This window comes from Vibrio sp. 1580, from assembly GCF_033340055.1.
Map to the genome: position 1 here is coordinate 19,472 of NZ_JAWOVT010000020.1, position 16,364 is coordinate 35,835.

A 16,364-nucleotide genomic window follows, 5' to 3' on the forward strand; every position below is an offset into this window, starting at 1 on the left:
TTGCACGACACAAACAATGACAAGGAAGAGCTAGTTTCACATGCGAAAGTAAATGTTCCGGCAGAACAAAGCATTCGCGGTGAACTGTTGCCGTCATCGAGCTCGCTCCGGAACATCCAGGACAACCCCGCCGTCGCCTATCTGGTGAGCCTCGGGTCAAAGCGAAGCAGGCAGACCATGAGCTCATTCCTCAACATTGTCGCCAAGATGATCGGGTTTCAGAACCTTCGTGACTGTGCATGGAGCTCAATGAGGCGGCACCACATATTGGCGGTGCTGGAAATGCTGGGGGATGCAGGGAAGGCTCCGGCAACGATCAACACCTACCTGTCAGCGCTCAAAGGGGTGGCTCTTGAAGCCTGGACGATGAAGCAAATTGATACGGATAGCTTCCAGCACATTAAGCAAGTCCGTTCAGTACGTGGATCTCGACTTCCTAAAGGGCGGGCACTTGAACGCCATGAGATTCGCAGCCTCTTTTTCACATGTGAAAGTGATTCAAGCGCCAAAGGGCTTCGGGATGCGGCCATTCTCGGGGTGCTCCTCGGGTGTGGCTTGCGCCGCTCGGAAATCGTTGCGCTGGACATGGGAAGCATGATCTACAAGGACCGCGCTCTCAAGGTTCTTGGCAAGGGCAACAAAGAGAGAATGGCGTATGTGCCTGGTGGCGCATGGAAAAGACTGGATAAGTGGGTTGAAGAGGTTCGAGGAACGCATGAAGGGCCTTTATTCCCGAGGATCAGGCGGTTTGATGATGTGACTGGAGAGCGGATGTCGGATCAGGCCATCTACCACATCTTGGAGACCAGAAGAGTTGAAGCCGGTCTGGAGATGTTTGCGCCCCATGACCTGCGACGCACCTTTGCCTCCTCGATGCTGGATAACGGTGAGGATATTGTGACCGTGAAGGACGCAATGGGCCACTCAAGCATTGCAACTACCCAGAAATATGACAGACGCGGCGATGAGCGTTTGAAGAGAGCGAGCCAACGCCTCGATATAGCGGATTAACAGCATGAATGATGAAGAACTCGAACTTGCCAGAGCCGAAGCCATGAAAGCCGATAGGTGCTTTTCAAAAGGACGGCTCAGGGACGAATTTAGGATGAAGCCTAAGCCAGGAGTAGAGCCAGTTTCGTTCTACAAAAACGGGTATGGTGGCCAATTTGGAGTGTACCGGATAGCAGATTGCCAACCAATGCGGAGAAGGGGTTGTTCACCGGCATCACAAAAGCAAATAAGGGCGCAATCCATCCTTTCGGTCAAGGCAAGAATGCGTAGCAACCTGGCAAAGGCCTCTGTCATGGCACAAAGGTGGGTCGCTCTGGAACCTCTGGTTCTCGATACCGAGACGACCGGACTTGGTGAAAGAGACCAGGTGATCGAGCTGGCTGTTACTGACATCAGAGGCGCGGTTCTCCTCTGCACCAGATTACGGCCAACCGTGGAAATAGACCCTCAGGCAATGGGTGTTCATGGCATCACCGAGACTGAGCTGTCGAATGAGCCTACGTGGACTCAAGTTGCGCCAGCTCTCGCCCGGCTTTTGTCGGGCCGTCATCTGGTGATATTTAACTCCAGTTTCGACAGTAGGATGTTGAGGCAAACAGCCAGTGCATTTGGAGACCAACTCTCTTGGTGGCAAGAGCAGAACTGTCTGTGCGCGATGAAGCTGGCGGCTGATGCCTTTGGCTCAACCAACCGGCACGGCACAATCTCACTTGCGGATGCCACCTGCGAGGCAGGTGTGAGCTGGAAAGGTCGAGCCCATTCAGCAGCGACCGACGCTATTGCCACCGCCGACTTGGTGACAGAGATAGCCAAAGTCCAACGTGACCTCGTGGTCCAGCTCCAGGAGCTTCAAAGCAAAGGTAATTTGGAATGACAGAACAATCCTACGGCGAAAGTCTCAAATTTTTCTCAGACTGGCAGAAGGACCCCGCGAAACGCACCGGCCTGAATGTGCAACACACGCTAACCAGAGGTGAATATCCTACGGTCAGCATCGAGATTGCGCCGATCAGGGCATCGGGGTCCAGCCCAGACTGGAAAAGCAAGATCACGGTGCAGCTCACTCGCGGCGAACTGACGGCGTTTTGCAGCGTTCTCTTTGGTTTGCGTAGCAAGGCTGAGGGTTCCTATCACGGCGACGCGAAGAATAAGAGCTTTGCGGTTTACAACAACGGCAAGGCCGGTGTTGCGATCATCCTTAGTGAGCGAGGAAACCAGCTCCAGAATTTCATCAATGATGACGACCGAATGGAGCTCGCAGTCTTCGCAGTTCGCCAGCTTTCCAACGCATGGAAAGTTACCCCTTCTGATGCCATCGCGCTGCTACGCCAATCAGCGTGGATGGACCGAAATTTGTCCTAATCGAGCAAATCTAGGCACTCTAAAAGTCGTCCTATAACCACAAAGTTAGACCATCATGCAAAGTGGGGTATAGAGGGTGCCAGCCCCACCCCAGCAGTCCCCCTCAGCCACATTTCTGGCTTGCCCCGCGCTTTTCTTCTTTCTCTCTTTTTCTCTCTTTTTCTCTCTCTTTCTCAATCTAATCTCACACACGAAGGTCAAACAGGGCACCCGCCGACGCGAAGCGGAGGCGTATTCTTGCCCCTCCCCCTCGTTGCATGATGGTCTAAATCTGTCTACTATGTAACCAATGAACTGTTAGAACAAACCCACACATAGGCGGCAGCATGGCTAAAAACTTCATATCAGAACAATTCTCGGCCATGTGCCGCGACTTAACGAACCTGTCCTCTCTTATCAAACGACTACCGCCACGGTACGCAAAAGTTGCGGCCATCCCTCCTACCGGAAAAGGAATGGAGAACGAGCCCGTCAACAAGATTGTCGTAACTGAACAAACTGGGCGCGAAGCTCTTGAGCTGGCAGCGCACAGCTACAGAGATCTTCACATCAACCCAGACTATTCGCAGAAGTCTGCCAGGCGCACCGTGGGGGTACTCTGGTTCTCCCCTTCCAGGATTGGTGTAGCTGACGAAATTGCGGCGACGGTTGAACGCATCAACGCGGCCAAAGCTGGTATCGAGGAGTTCATTATCTCGACGTACCCCACCAGGCAAGAGAGGTTTGAAGCACTTCGAGCGGACTGCCCTGGTGTCATGACTCTCCACCTTTACAGACAAATTCGGTGCTATACCAATGGCGACATCGACTCTATCCGCTTCACCTGGCAACGGAAGGACTCCTTGAAGAAGCCCGTAAAAGAGGAGCTTTTGCAACGCATCAGAGAGGAGCTGGAGCGATCTGGGCCAGACTATCAACTTCCCCTGGAGCAGCTTATCCAGAAGATCGCCAGCACCCCGGAGCCTTATCTCCGGGAGCGAAGGGAAGTAAAGGTTCAACCGGTGGCAAACGTCATGGCCGCAGGGGTACTCAAAACCGTTACCGCGCCAATGCCCCTGATCGTGCTCCAGGATAAGGATGTTCAGCTCAAATTGCTTCGTAACTTTGACGCCTCAGAACAACGCAAAACTCGATCTGATAAAGCGGCATCGGAAATCCTTGGCACCTTCGGTGGAGTCACTATCGAATCCTTCCCTGGATGAATCAGCGTGACCGCGTAACAAGGCTTTTCCGCAGCCGGAAGGGCTTTGTCCCACACAAACAATTCCAATCGACAGCAGCATGATATATAATTATGATAATTACCGTATTATCGTAATTATCGTAATTATCGTAATTATCGTAAACATTACAAATTAAAAGGAACGTTCTCATGGCAAGAAAATTGGTTGAGTTTGACGATGTAGCGGCTGCGGCCCAAAAGCTCAAGGACGCCGGTAAACGCCCAACGGTCATCGCTATCAGAGACATCATTGGCAAGGGGAGCTTTACCACCATTTCAACGTATCTCAAACAGTGGTCAGAGGAACACTCCCTCGATGAAGAGCTGGTAGAGGTAGTCCTTCCAGAATCGGTTATGAGCGATGCTGAGCTCTTCCTACAGAAGATCTATACGGTAGCCAAAGCAAGCGCCGATGAACAGCTTGAGCGCGAGCGTGAACTGCTACGACAGAAAGAAATTGAGTACCAGGAAGATATGCAGCAAGCCGTGGACATGGCAAATGATGCCACCGAACGGGCTGAGCTACTGGAGGAACAACTTGAAGCTCTCACCAACAAAAAATCAGAGCTCGATGCGGCCCTTGGTAAGGCAGAAAACTCGCTATCCCTCAAGTCTGCGGAGCTAGAACGCTCACTGGCTGACATTGATAAGCTGGAAAAGCGGATCGTTGAGTTGGAGGGCAAGCTGGAGGCGAAAGCCGCAGATCTGACCCGAGCACAGGATCACCTGGAGCAAGCTAAAAGCGAAAATCGCTCTTTGAGCCAAAAATTGGCAACTACAGAGGGTGAGTTGGAGGAGCAAAAAGGCAAGAGTATAGAGCAGACAGAAAAGCTCCGGGCCGCTCAGGAACAAAAAACATCGTTGAAAGAGCAGCTCGAAAATGTACAGGCCAAACTGGCCCAATCACAGGACTCCCTTGCCACAGCCAAAGCTCATGGCGAATCCGCTGAACGAGAGTGCCAGCGCCTATCTGGAGAGGTAGAAAAGCTGGACGCCAAATTATCCAGCGCCGAAGCAGAAGCTCGCGCTCTTGTTCAAGACAAAGGCATGATGGCTGGTCAGTTGCAGGAAAAAGACCAGCAGGCCAAGAGCCTCGAACAAAGACTCAATGATGCACTGACCAAAATTTCTGGGTTGGAGCAAGAGCTCGCTAAAGCTGGTAAGGGAGGGAAAAAGAAAGAGGAAAACTGATGGCGCGAAAGGCTAAATATTCAGAAGAGTGGCGACACAGAGCTGCGGCTCTTCAAACCAAGATTGAGGAGGCTATGACACTAGCCACCTCATCTATTGGCGACTATCGCTGGTTACACCGTCTCCATAGTTGGGTTACGGAGGTGGCTCAAGGTAAAGCCCCAGACTGGTGGACAGATCTGGATTGTGAAGTATCCCTCCCCCGAGAAGAAAAGCGGATCAGTACGTTCCTCTCGACACAAAAGAAGCGCATCACTCTCCAGATGTGTTTGTCGTAGGGGGCCTCATGAAACAACTTCCTCCTGACACACCAGAACAATCACTGATCACTCAGTACAAAGGGCCTCGCCTTGTCGTTAAGGCCTACGCTGGAACGGGTAAAACCACGACACTGGTGAAGTACGCCCACAACAACCTCGATTCACGTATCCTCTACTTGGCATACAACAGGGCTATCCGCGACGAGGCAAGAGAAAAGTTTCCTGCAAACGTAGACTGCAAAACGTCCCACCAGCTTGCCTACGCCACTATAGGAAGGGGCTACCAGCACAAACTCTCCGGCAACCTAAGGCTCACCGATATTGCCCAAGCGGTGAATACCAAGAACTGGACGTTTGCCAAAGATATTCTCGATACGCTCAACGCCTTTATGTGTAGTGCAGACATGCGGATTCTTTATACGCATTTTGCTCGCGCCGATACGGGTAAAGTGCTTACGTCCAAACAGGAGAGATACCAAATCCAGGTGGTCGAAGGTGCTGAGCTCATATGGAAACGGATGACAAACGTTCAAGATCCGTTCCCGACCGTACACGATTGCTACCTCAAACAGTATCAGCTCGGGATGCCGAATCTGTCTCGCCGGTACACCACCATTCTTTTTGATGAAGCACAAGACGCTAACCCCGTAACAAGTAGCATCGTCCTACAGCAGAACTGCAAGGTAATCCTGGTTGGAGATCGCCACCAGCAGATCTATAGGTTCAGAGGCGCAAACAACGCCCTTGATAGCAAAGAGCTCATGAACGCCGACCAACTCTATCTCACTCATAGCTTCCGCTTTGGCCCCAACGTTTCGCTGGTGGCAAACGCCCTTCTTGAACTCAAAGGTGAAACACGACCTGTTGTTGGCCGGGGACCAGCAGATCAGGTACTCATGTTTTTACCAGGTGACGTGGGCCACCGCGCAATACTTCACCGAACCGTCATGGGGGTTATAGAGACGGCGCTCTCTGCGACCGAATCCGGAGCGCAGGTATTCTGGGTCGGTGGAATCGACGCTTACCAGATCAATGAGCTCCAGGATTTGTACTGGTTTTCGATGGCAGAGCCAGACCGGGTAAAGAATAAGAAACTGCTTGATGAGTATGAAGACTACTTCGAGTATCAAGAAGTAGCGAAGGCGACCAAAGACCCTGAGATGATGAGGGCTGTCAAGATCATCAACAGCTACGATGAAATCCCTGAACGACTCACCACTCTACGACGCAATACAGTCAAAGAAGAGTTTGGGGCTGACATTACGGTCTCAACAGCTCATCGGTGCAAAGGGTTGGAGTGGGACTTTGTTCAGCTCTATGACGACTTTCCGGATGTCCTGGACCCAGAGCTCGACCCAATGGCCCGTGACGATGAAATAAACCTGCTCTACGTTGCATCCACCAGAGCGATGCGAATCCTTGCGTTGAACAGCGCTGTCGAGATGGTTATCCGCTACATCACCCAAAAACGCATGGTCGAGAAGCAGATGAAGATGGCCGCAGAAGCGACAGAAGTTGAAGAGGACACGACCAAATAGTTTGGTCAATTCTTTCACATGTGAAAGTTGACAAATAAAACGCTCTAAGCGCCCTAAATGGGCGCTTACACCTGCCTAATTTCACGCCTCCCACCTCTACCATATCGAGCATGGGAAAATACGTGCGTGAGACTATGAAAAAATCACCTTTGAATTTACTGCTCCTTGCAGCGCTCACGCTGGGGGCATCACACCAGGCTTGGGCTCAAGATGGCACAAGACCTGGTTTTTATGAGCGAAAGGAAGAGGGTTGGTTCTGGTACAAGGAAGAGCCCAAAGAACCAGAGAAAAAACCCGAAAAGCCCAAACCAAAGCCTGTGGCAGAAGCGAAGCCTACACAGCCTAAGCCTGCTGCTCCGCTTCCGAGCGGCCCAGAAATGTTCTCAGCGGAATGGTTCCGGGAAAACTTACCCAAGTACAAAGACCTTGCTTGGAACAATCCTACCGTTGAAAACGTCAGGACGTTTCTCTACTTGCAACGATTTGCGATAGATCGCTCTGAACAATTTTCCGATGCTACAGAGCTGGCGGTCGTAGGTGATCCTTTCTTGGATGAAATTACTCGACGTCCTGCTGCCACGTTTGCCTCACAACAAGTTGATCGTGACGCTGGTAACGCCAAAAACATGCTACTCAAAAGCGTAGCCGAACGCGTAGGGATATTCTTCTTCTACAAGTCCGACGATGACTACAGTGACTTGCAAGCACCGCTCATCAAGATGTTGGAACAAGGAGAAGGATTCTCGATCATTCCTGTATCTATGGACGGCAAACCACTCCCCAGTGGGCTTTTCCCCCATTACAAAACCGATGAAGGCCATGCCAAACAACTTGGTATCGTAACTTTCCCTGCTGTTTACCTCGCATCTCCAGACGGTCAGTTCGCTCCTATAGGACAAGGGCCAATGTCTCTTCCTGAGCTGAATCACAGGATTTTGGTCGCAGCAAAACGCAATGGTTGGGTCACAGACGAAGAGTTTAACCGTACACGTCCGGTACTCAACCTGGAAAACAACATAGCCGAACGCTTGGCCTCACCAGAGCTGGGCTCTGACCTCAAACAGCTATCTCAAGCGAGCGGTGATAAAGACAACTTTGTGCCACCGGAACAACTCATGAAGTACATCCGGGACAAATTACAGGAGAACTAAGATGGTCACGCACAAGACATTAAAAAGGAGCCTGCTTGCCCTGAGTGTGGCGGCCAGTCTCGTCATGGCACCGACAGGGGCGATAGCCGCTAACGGCCTCCAATCACAGATGGACAAACTCTTCAATGAAATGAGCAACACAACACCACCTGGGGTTTATGAAAGCCAACGACGTGGCGTTTTAGCTGGTGGCCGGTTCACTGCAAAGACACGAATCTTCGACGAGAACCTGGTGAGCTTTGCCCCTCCATCATGGAAAGCTGGTTGCGGTGGTGTAGATCTGTTCGGCGGTTCGCTTTCCTTCATTAACGCGGATCAAATTGTCCAACTCCTTCGGGCTGTAGCAGCCAACGCCAAGGGCTATGCCTTCCAGCTTGCGCTCGATAACGTTTTCCCGGACGGAGCGAAGTGGATAGAGAACTTCCAGAAGAAAGTGCAAGCGCTCAACCAACATCTGGGCAACTCCTGCCAGCTCGCTCAAGGTTTCGTGAACGACCTAACCAGCGGCATGGACCTTAAACACAAAACTGATGCTTCTATAACCGCGACAACTTCCGGCCTGTATGAAGACTTCTTCGGGTCCAAGCAGGAAACCAGCGGCAAGAGTCCTCTGGAAGAACTGAAAGCCAACAAACCTGACGAATACAACAAGATGATTGGCAACATCGTCTGGAAGCAACTCAAGAGCAACAACGCCAACACCTGGTTCCAGTACGGGGATAACACCCTTCTTGAAGCGATCATGTCTTTAACCGGCACAGTCATCATTGGTGATCTGGTAAACGACCCGAACTCAACCGGCACTGGTGCGAAAACAACCCCTCTGACGACCCTACCAGGTAACAAGATCACCTTGTCAGACCTGATTTCAGGCGGTTCTGTTGAGATCTATTCCTGTGATTCTGATACGACCAACTGCCTGAGTGCTGGCTCCAGCAATAAAACTGTCGTGCTCAAAGGTATCAAGAACCAGATCACCGATATGCTGTTAGGAACAAGCTCTACACCTGGTGTGATCTACAAATACGCAACGAACTCTGGAACCTTAACCGACCCAGAAAAGGCCTTTGTTTCTAACCTCCCCGGAGGGATTGGCACCATTGTTCGTAACTTGTCTGTCCTTTCACAGGACGGCGCTAACCTGTTCGCAACAGAGTCATCAGGAGCGATAGCCCTGACCATGATGTATAGCTTCTCGGAAGAGTTCTTCCGCGCAGCTCGCATTGCGATGGCTAACAGCAAATCACCCTACAAGAAAGAGGCACTAGAGCTTCTCGCGCAATCGCAACAGCAAATCCGTGCTGAATACACAATCCTGTCCTCTCAATACGGCGATCTGGCAAGCCAAATTGAGAAATACAACAACCTACTGGACAACATCCGCAAGCAAAAATACATGCTGGCAACTTTGTCCAATCCTCCTAGCACGAACTAAGGAGCTATTGGAATGGGATCTTTTTCAATCCACTCTATCGGTGACTCTGCTTTTCTGGAGCAAATCCTGATTGCAGTATCAATGATCACCGGCACCGGGGATTTCGAGAAGATGGTCAGTATTGGCCTGCTTCTTGGGGTCTTGATGATCTGTATTCAGTCCGTCTTTCAGGGCGCAAAGCAAATCAACCTCCAGCAAGTGCTGGTAGGTTGGATTCTATATGCCTGTTTCTTCGGCCCAACCACAACTGTGACTATCGAGGACGCTTATACAGGGCAGGTTCGAGTCGTCGCCAATGTCCCTATTGGGGTAGGCTTTGCTGGAGGTGTCATATCCAACGTGGGATACACCATCACCAATTTGTTTGAAACTGGATATGGGGTAATCGTACCCAATGTCACGGAAAGCCACTTTTCCGAAACACTGAAACTGTTGAATGACGTCAGACGGCGAGCCTATGACACAGGAGTTTTTACTGCGCTTAACTCAGCAAATGGAGGCGGCTATGTTGACGTGAGGCGTTCCTGGAACAATTACATTCGGGAATGCACGTTAACCAAAGTCGATCTCAACCTAATGTCCCTTGATGAGTTGATGAACCGTTCAACTGACTCAGCTTTGCGATTCAACTCACAGCTCTACGGAACTAGGTTGTATTTGTCTACAGCAAACCCTGACGGCGCTGACTACACATGTACTGACGGATGGGTGGCTATTAGCACTGCAACCGCCAACCTAAGCAGCCCGGTTGTTGTTGATGCTCTTAACAGCCTACTGGGTATTGACACGTCAACTGGAGACAACGCTCTAACGAAGCTGACCGATTCGCTTCAAGCGATGGGTGCCACAACTACGTCATCAATCGACTATCTGAAAGCCGCCGTTCTGGAGCCCCTCTATTATGAAGCCGCAGCAGGACGTTATCAGGACCTCCAGGATTATGGCTCTGCATTGATGGTCAACCAGGCTATTCAGCAACGGAACACACAGTGGGCCGCAGAGCAGTCGATGTTCATGACCGTCGTCCGACCAATGCTGACGTTCTTTGAAGGCTTTATTTATGCTATAACCCCGATCATTGCTTTTATTATCGTGATGGGCAGCTTCGGCCTCCAGTTAGCCGGGAAATATGTACAAACCATCCTCTGGATTCAGCTATGGATGCCAGTCCTCTCAATTATAAACCTGTTTGTTCATACCGCCGCGTCAAATGAGATGTCTAGCCTCAGTGCTGGTGGTCTCAACTCCATGTACGCTCTTTCCTCAACTGGAGATGTTCTGCAACACTGGATTGCAACCGGCGGCATGTTGGCTGCGGCCACTCCGGTGATTTCCCTGTTTATCGTCACAGGTAGCACCTACGCCTTCACCAGCTTGGCATCGAGAATAAGTGGTTCTGACCACGTTGACGAAAAGATGCAAACGCCAGATCTACTCAAGCAAGGTCCGGTTATGCAAAGTCAGCCAGCGTACAATCACAACCAGTTCAGTGGTGCGATTGCAAACGGCGCAGAAAGCATGATCAGTACCTTCTCGCTTGGCTCCACCTTGGCATCAGGCGTGAGCTCCGCACAGGCATTACAAAGTCAGAAATCGGAGGCTTTCCAAAGCACTCTTGGTCGAGGTTTTTCTGATGGAGTAAGTCAGGATCAAGCCTATTCAAGACTCTCCAATGTCGGGCGCAACGTTTCGTCGCAAAACACAGCTCAAAGCCAATTGATCAACCAGCAAGCCAAGAACTTCATGGATAAGTTCCAGGTGGATGATAGCCACTCTGATGCTGTCAAAGGTGCTTTTGCCATGCAGGCTATGGGCACACTCGATGTTGACGAAGCTGCGTCCATGCTTATGCCTATGGTTGGCAAGGCCAGGGCAGCAATGAAGGCCGCTGCTGGTGTGAAATCAAACAGTACAGCCCTAGTTCCTGCTGGTGGTAATGGCGAATCAGGCGGCGGCAGTGATGTCCTGGACATCAAAGCGCAAGCGAAGGGAGCAACAGAGTCATCAACTCAAGACTCTTCAAGCTGGTCAGCGAGTGATGTGTCCCAGTTCATGAAGGGTGTGAGCTATTCGCAAACCGATAGCCAGGCGTTGACAAATCAATTAGCGCAGGGTTTCAGCCGTTCTGGAAGCGAGTCATTCAAGCAAACCTGGGGCGATAGCTTATCCCAGAACCTATCCAAGTCCGCTTCTGAACTGGTGTCTGCATCGGACACCTTCACAACAATGAGTCAGCTCCAAAACCAAATGGGCTCCATGACTAATACCGACTTTAAAACTCTCGGTGGTGCAGTAGCACAAACCCCTGCGGCCATGAACCAACTGAATGACTATTTCCGAAATGCCGCGCCGCAATCGGTTAAAGACGAGGCGGCTTCACTACAGCAAAGATACCAAGCCTACGGAATGTCTCCTCAAGTGGCCCAGGCAGCAGCGCGAATGACAGCAATGACCAACTCCAAAAATTACGAACAGGGTAAGGAGCTTGGCGGGTATCAAGCCGCACTACAGGCGATCAATACCGCGTCCGGTCGCAACGGAGCATTTAGTGGTGATGCTTACGGAAATAACGGCATTGAAGGCCCGAATGTTCAAGGCCTACCAGGTCAGGTTCAAGGGGCTGTAGGCAGTGGACCTAACATCCCAACCGGATTCCGGGAGAATGTGGCTGGGATGGCTGGAACTAATCCGGCATCAGAAGCTGGGCAGTTACCAACGAATAGCCCCCTTGTTCAAAATGAACATGCAGCCGGTACGTCAGCTCTTCATAACCAAGCACAGCAAACAGAGCGAAATGTATCTGCTCCTGAACTGAAAAAAGCCCAAGATAACCTTATGAACTCGCTTCCGGAAATGTCTTGGAGCGCTTCGGCGTGGGGAGCGTGGGACAACTCCAGTGATTGGATGGGCCGCAGAGCTGAACAAGCAGGTGGAGCTCTCATTGCTGGTGGTCAAGCTGGCGCTGATGCGTTCTCAAGAGCGATGGATCAAATGAGAACGATGACACCTGAACAACGCGACCAATTCATCGCGGCCACTCAACGCGGCGACCAGGCCGTGCAAGAGGAGTTTGGCTGGGCCGGTGATGCGATGGTCGGTATGGCTAAACTTGGCCGCAACGTCATGGGAGCTGCTGCAAGCGGCTATGATGCAGCGAAGGAGTGGTTAACTGGTAAATCTGATCTATCGGAAGCCGCTAAAGGGATGAGCATTGAGGAACGCGGCGCGTTCTATGCAGCAGCGCTATCCTCTGCCGCAGAAGCTGGTGGTGGAGCCGCGCAGCAGTTTATGAACCAGTACGGTGATGAGTTCAAAGAAACGATGCAGTCTATCGCTCAAAGCCGTTATGGGCTGACTGAATCCCAAGCCGCTGTTTATGCCGAATCGTTTGACACAAACGAAGGTCGCATGAACCAGGCTGTTCAGAATCTGAAAATGGAGTATGCAGAACGTAACCCGGATGGCTCACCGATGATGCAAGGAGGTCAGCCTGTTCTTTCTCAGCAAAACGAAGAGTTTACGGACAAGCTGGTAAACGTATTGCAGAACTCGACGGAAGCTGGAGACCGTTCAGGTAGCTATTTGACTGCCGTCAGGGGGTACAACATAGCAAATCAAAGGTTCTAAAAGACCAACCAAATAATAAGGGGGCCAGCAGGCCCCCTTATTCGTCTCCAGCTCCAATATGGAAGCGCTGGTCAAAATCATAGGAATCTTGAAACCCACCAGTTTGTTTTTTTCTGCGCCGGGTAGGTGGTGCCTCTTTATATGCTGACCGCGCAACGCGGATAAAGCACGTTAGTCCAAACAGAGCCCCGACAACCAAAGCAACTTGCCACTGGAAGTAAGCGATCCCTCCCCAAAAGATAACAGCAGCCCAAAGGCTTTTGTGAACCAGAAATAGGAAACGAGCACCCCAAACGCCGAAGGGAGCCAGCGCCACACCAAGTCCCCAAGGTGTGTCAGCCATCATGGCTATTCCCAGAAGCACCATTCCCAGCAGAAGAATATTGACCACATGTTTCATATCAACCCCCTTACTCTTTACCTCCAGTTTACCACGGCATCAAAAAATGCAACTGTGAAAGTTTGACTATTTTTTGCTAAACAACCATTCCATTGGCAACTTCTTCGATTAGAATTTGCCCTCAAACTTTCACATGTGAAAGTTTGCCCTTACGGAACAAGGCGTTTATTGACAAAGCATTACATAGTTGAACATGTCAAACAAATCGCATACACTATGGAATAGGCCATTGCTAACGCTTTGGTCCCCATCTGCAACACCGCAGAGTTCTCTTTCTCAAATATCTCTTTCTGTAAACACCATCATCCTTGTGTGGTCGGGATGCGCCTTTGCCTTCCCTGCCCTCCTCAGCTCCTGCTGTATTCGCAATTTCAGCCCTCGCTGTATCCCTAAAATCACTTATACCTAAACGCTATTTAATATCACAAAATACCGCACTCCCCGTGCGCTATTTCCGCCATTCTTTTGGCGCACTTTCCATTACTATCGCAAAAATATCCGTATCCCATTGATTACTAAAAGTATTGTAACTTTGTTCCGTCGGTACAAAGTTAAGTGTATGTTTTTAAAGGTTTTTTATTGTTGACAGCATCATTATTTGGGCTTGTAAAGGCGCAAAATGTGTCAGTTTGTGACAATAGAAGAACTCTAAAAGCGTTCATCGAATAACGCACTTTTTGTATGGCTAACAACGCAGTTTAAAGGGTGGCAAACAATGGATAAATGCCAATTGATAGACATCCCAAGCGACCCAGAGAAGAAACGTGAGTGGATCAAGTACAAACTCAAGATCCAGGGGCTTTCTCTGGCCGCATTGGGCAGAAAACACAAAACATCTCGGCAGGTGGTGTCTACGGCACTCTATAAGCCCAGTCCACGCTGGGAACATGAGATAGCTACAGCTTTGGGTGTGAAGCCGTCTGAGATTTGGCCGGAGCGGTACGACGAAGAACACGAAATACCCCTCAGACATAAGGAGGCAAGCTGATGAAGAACAAAGCCAAGGCGCTAGTTCTGTCTGCGGCTCTCCTTTCATCAACAGCGAATGCTATTGACCTGAGCGGAACCATCTTCGACAAAGCAGCGAAAGCATATAACCTCGACCCTCTTCTAGTGTATTCGGTCGCATTGGCCGAATCTGCATCAGGGAGAGGTAATGGCTCTATAAGTCCTTGGCCTTGGACGCTTCGCGTTCCTGGGCTTCCTTTCTATGCTAAGTCGGAAGATCAGGCAAAGGCTAAGCTCGCTGAGTTTCAGCAGCAGTACGGTCGTGCCATTGATGTCGGGTTTATGCAAGTGAGCATCCGGTGGAATGGTCATAGAGTTTCTTCTCCAGCAGATCTTCTCGACCCAGAGACCAACGTCATGGTTGGGGCAGAGGTGCTATCAGAAGCCATTCAGTCATCTCCAAATGACTTGGAGCTTGGCGTTGGCCGCTATCACGCCTGGGAAGACGAAATCCGAGCCAGAAACTATGGTAGCCGAGTCTTGGCTATCTATCGCAACCTTCGTGATTTGTGAGGGGGGCGGAATGTTGGAACTGGATATTATTGGTGCGTGGGATGCAAGAGCCGTCAACCTCGATCAAGAAGAAGCTGATAGAAACGTCTACGAGTTCGATCTGACATTGTGGAACCTGCTATCCACTCTGGCAAAAGAACGTCCAGATGATGCGGCCTCACAATTTTCTTTGGGCATGGACACCGTTCAAAAGCTGTCACTGGCAACACCTTCCCAATTGGAAGCTCTGGCCTCTGGCGTGTTGATCTCTTTCAAACTCGAAACAGCAGAGCAGAACATCATCACGCGACTCTCTGGCGACTACGACCCTGTAGTTTTTATCAACCATAGTGTTGATGAATTTGATGCTGCCTACTGGTTGCTATTTAACCGCGTCGCATCGAGAGACCCGGAGATGGCAAAGGAAGTTTTCGGGGTTTCGAGAGAGCTTGCGGAGCTGGTGGCTAAGGCAACAGACAGCCAGTTGCGCCACATGTCTGGAACAACGGTTACGCATTTTACGCTTCGTTTTGCTCCGAGCATCATTGAAGAAATTCTCGATGACAGCCGGGAAGAGTTAACACACCCGGTATTGAAAAAACTGCAACAGTCTCTACAGGGACGTGGGAGGTGGAGATGAACATTGGCAACTCTGGTACATTGGGTCGCTGGGTTACAGCTCGACACATGGCCCTTGCTGGGTACATCACAAAAATCATCATGATCGAGACTGGTCTGACCTACAAACAGGTCAGACGGCTTTACCAGGATCTGGAGAGGGACGGATATACTCTGGAACGAAAATCCAGAACTTTCCGGGGTGGTGCGACACTGATTCATAGTCACACATCCAAGATACAGGCCTCTCTTCTAATGCAGCTCTACTTCAACATTGGTGGAGAAGCCGTGTTGCGGTCTGTGAACATCAAAGCCTTGAACAAGGCATTTAGAATGTATCACGCAATCCGCAAAGAAGTGCCCGGAATGAAAGGTGCTCGGTGGGCTCCGTTTGATATTACTGATGCCTGGTGTCTTGCTTCGGAGCTGAGAAGTGGGGACGCAATGCTGGAGGTGTGCGACAACTGCAAGTGTACGTACTTCACCTCTGTTAATCAAAGAACCTGCGTTGAATGTCCGTTCTGCAAAGAACAAGGAAGGCATGGTGGTGGGGAGAAAGAGTGTGCTTGAGTAGACTATGACATTTCGGACCAGAAGATGAGCGCCCAAACTTTGCGGCGCTCATTTTTTTACTTCTTCTGTGGGATACGGTAGCGCTCCAGCTCGACAGCTCCCAACCCCTTGAAAGCATCCGGGCGACGTCCTTGCCCACTCCACGAAACTCCGTCTTTTGAATATTTAGCATTATCAGGTTCTGATCTGCTCGTGAACATTTCGTTGAGCAAGCCGATGTCCACACCGCAGGATTCCATGTCGCTCATTATTCGCTCAGCCTGAGCTCGCTTTTCTTTTTCTTCTTCTTCTCGCTTTTTGTACTCTTCCTCCAGTTCATTGAGAACGCCCTTCATTCTGTCAATGATCTCCCGAACTTCATCTAACGGGAGTCCTCGCAACAGGGTGCGAATGCGGCTTTTACGCTTTAACTCTGCGATTATTAACTCTCTACGTTCAGCCGCTGATAGCGTAGAGAACTCCTCGTGGTCTTTCAT

General features: G+C 50.5%; 16 protein-coding genes. 14 read left to right on the plus strand and 2 right to left on the minus strand.

Going from position 1 to position 16,364, the window contains the following annotated elements; genetic code table 11:
• The 10 genes from R7093_RS21875 (at nucleotide 1) to R7093_RS21920 (ending at nucleotide 12,797) form a co-directional block, all read left to right on the plus strand.
• On the plus strand, nucleotides 1-1,011 hold the full coding sequence (locus tag R7093_RS21875) for a tyrosine-type recombinase/integrase (RefSeq protein ID WP_000543934.1): 1,011 nt from the start codon (nucleotides 1-3) through the stop codon (nucleotides 1,009-1,011).
• 4 nt (nucleotides 1,012-1,015) lie between these two features.
• A complete protein-coding gene (locus R7093_RS21880; RefSeq protein ID WP_000997323.1) occupies nucleotides 1,016-1,885 on the plus strand; it encodes a 3'-5' exonuclease in 870 nt (289 codons plus the stop codon).
• A complete protein-coding gene (locus tag R7093_RS21885; protein ID WP_000139717.1) occupies nucleotides 1,882-2,373 on the plus strand; it encodes a hypothetical protein in 492 nt (163 codons plus the stop codon). Before R7093_RS21880 ends, R7093_RS21885 begins: the two co-directional genes overlap by 4 nt.
• A gap of 326 nt (nucleotides 2,374-2,699) precedes the next feature.
• The gene (locus R7093_RS21890; protein WP_001097010.1) at nucleotides 2,700-3,575 is read left to right on the plus strand and encodes a DNA replication terminus site-binding protein; all 876 of its coding nucleotides are present in this window, start codon (nucleotides 2,700-2,702) and stop codon (nucleotides 3,573-3,575) included.
• Nucleotides 3,576-3,745: 170 nt separating this feature from the next.
• Nucleotides 3,746-4,786: a DNA-binding protein gene (locus tag R7093_RS21895; protein ID WP_000101568.1), complete on the plus strand. Its 1,041-nt coding sequence runs from the start codon at nucleotides 3,746-3,748 to the stop codon at nucleotides 4,784-4,786.
• Nucleotides 4,786-5,064 carry a hypothetical protein gene (locus tag R7093_RS21900; protein ID WP_000101263.1) on the plus strand — a complete coding sequence of 93 codons (279 nt, stop codon included), beginning with the start codon at nucleotides 4,786-4,788 and terminating at the stop codon, nucleotides 5,062-5,064. Before R7093_RS21895 ends, R7093_RS21900 begins: the two co-directional genes overlap by 1 nt.
• Nucleotides 5,065-5,072: 8 nt before the next feature.
• Nucleotides 5,073-6,584 (plus strand): UvrD-helicase domain-containing protein, encoded by a 1,512-nt coding sequence (locus tag R7093_RS21905; RefSeq protein WP_000811656.1) that lies wholly within the window; start codon nucleotides 5,073-5,075, stop codon nucleotides 6,582-6,584.
• Nucleotides 6,585-6,718: 134 nt separating this feature from the next.
• Nucleotides 6,719-7,735, plus strand: coding sequence for a conjugal transfer protein TraF (gene traF, locus R7093_RS21910; protein WP_000749520.1), 1,017 nt, complete (start codon nucleotides 6,719-6,721; stop codon nucleotides 7,733-7,735).
• Nucleotide 7,736: 1 nt separating this feature from the next.
• Nucleotides 7,737-9,170 (plus strand): conjugal transfer protein TraH, encoded by a 1,434-nt coding sequence (locus tag R7093_RS21915; RefSeq protein WP_000256129.1) that lies wholly within the window; start codon nucleotides 7,737-7,739, stop codon nucleotides 9,168-9,170.
• Between the two features lie 12 nt (nucleotides 9,171-9,182).
• Nucleotides 9,183-12,797, plus strand: coding sequence for a conjugal transfer protein TraG N-terminal domain-containing protein (locus tag R7093_RS21920; protein WP_000534551.1), 3,615 nt, complete (start codon nucleotides 9,183-9,185; stop codon nucleotides 12,795-12,797).
• A 37-nt stretch (nucleotides 12,798-12,834) separates the two neighbouring features.
• On the opposite strand, the gene R7093_RS21925 is transcribed toward R7093_RS21920, so the two are convergent.
• On the minus strand, nucleotides 12,835-13,197 hold the full coding sequence (locus R7093_RS21925; RefSeq protein WP_000683483.1) for a hypothetical protein: 363 nt from the start codon (nucleotides 13,195-13,197) through the stop codon (nucleotides 12,835-12,837).
• 715 nt (nucleotides 13,198-13,912) lie between these two features.
• On the opposite strand from R7093_RS21925, the gene R7093_RS21930 reads away from it, so the two are divergent.
• The 4 genes from R7093_RS21930 to R7093_RS21945 are packed head-to-tail and all read left to right on the plus strand — an operon-like array spanning nucleotide 13,913 to nucleotide 15,885.
• Complete coding sequence (locus R7093_RS21930) at nucleotides 13,913-14,185, plus strand: transcriptional regulator (protein ID WP_000356489.1); 273 nt, start codon at nucleotides 13,913-13,915, stop codon at nucleotides 14,183-14,185.
• Nucleotides 14,185-14,718 carry a transglycosylase SLT domain-containing protein gene (locus R7093_RS21935; protein WP_000790610.1) on the plus strand — a complete coding sequence of 178 codons (534 nt, stop codon included), beginning with the start codon at nucleotides 14,185-14,187 and terminating at the stop codon, nucleotides 14,716-14,718. Before R7093_RS21930 ends, R7093_RS21935 begins: the two co-directional genes overlap by 1 nt.
• Complete coding sequence (locus R7093_RS21940) at nucleotides 14,672-15,337, plus strand: hypothetical protein (protein WP_002210562.1); 666 nt, start codon at nucleotides 14,672-14,674, stop codon at nucleotides 15,335-15,337. The genes R7093_RS21935 and R7093_RS21940 overlap by 47 nt, the downstream gene beginning before the upstream one ends.
• Nucleotides 15,334-15,885, plus strand: a complete 552-nt coding sequence (locus R7093_RS21945; RefSeq protein WP_001020646.1) for a FlhC family transcriptional regulator — start codon at nucleotides 15,334-15,336, stop codon at nucleotides 15,883-15,885. Before R7093_RS21940 ends, R7093_RS21945 begins: the two co-directional genes overlap by 4 nt.
• A gap of 59 nt (nucleotides 15,886-15,944) precedes the next feature.
• Here R7093_RS21945 and R7093_RS21950 read toward each other — a convergent pair whose 3' ends face one another.
• Complete coding sequence (locus tag R7093_RS21950) at nucleotides 15,945-16,364, minus strand: H-NS family nucleoid-associated regulatory protein (RefSeq protein WP_000651490.1); 420 nt, start codon at nucleotides 16,362-16,364, stop codon at nucleotides 15,945-15,947.